Here is a 603-nt window from a genome sequence, read left to right on the forward strand (position 1 = left end):
AGCGCGCCGAACAGCTCGCCCGGGCCGGATACCGGGTCATGGCGGTGGCCGGCACCGATCTGAACACCGTCCCTCTGAACGCTGTCCCGCAAACAGCGCGGGAGAGCGGACTGTCGCTGCTCGGGCTGGTCGCCATCCTGGACCCGCCGCGTCCCGCGGCGGCCACCGCGATCGCCGCCTGCCAGCAGGCCGGGATAAGACCGCTGCTCATCACCGGCGATCACCCGGGGACCGCTCGCGCCGTCGCCACCGAGCTGGGCATCATCGCCGCCGGCGACCCGGTCGTGGACTGCCGCGTCCCCGGAGCGTTGGATCAGACCGGGGCCGGTGTGTACGCCCGCGCCACCCCTGGGCAGAAGCTCGAGATCATCCAAGGCCTGCGGGACCGCGGCGACACCCTCGCCATGACCGGTGACGGCGTCAACGACGGACCGGCGCTACGACGCGCCGACATCGGTGTGGCCATGGGCAAGCGGGGCACCGAAGTCGCCCGTCAGGCGGCCGACCTCGTCCTGGCCGACGACAACCTGGACACCGTCGTCGCGGCCGTCGAGGAGGGCCGCCGGGTCTACGCCAACATCCGCCGGTTCCTGGTCTACGGCC

The 603-nt window shown here is 72.6% G+C and carries 1 protein-coding gene; it reads left to right on the top strand.

Going from position 1 to position 603, the window contains the following annotated elements:
* Nucleotides 1–603 (top strand): HAD-IC family P-type ATPase (locus KME78_RS68560; protein ID WP_219539967.1); only part of this gene is annotated, 603 nt, incomplete at both ends.

Origin of the sequence: Nonomuraea guangzhouensis, from assembly GCF_019396345.1 — a bacterium.
GTDB classification, from domain to species: Bacteria; Actinomycetota; Actinomycetes; order Streptosporangiales; family Streptosporangiaceae; genus Nonomuraea; species Nonomuraea guangzhouensis.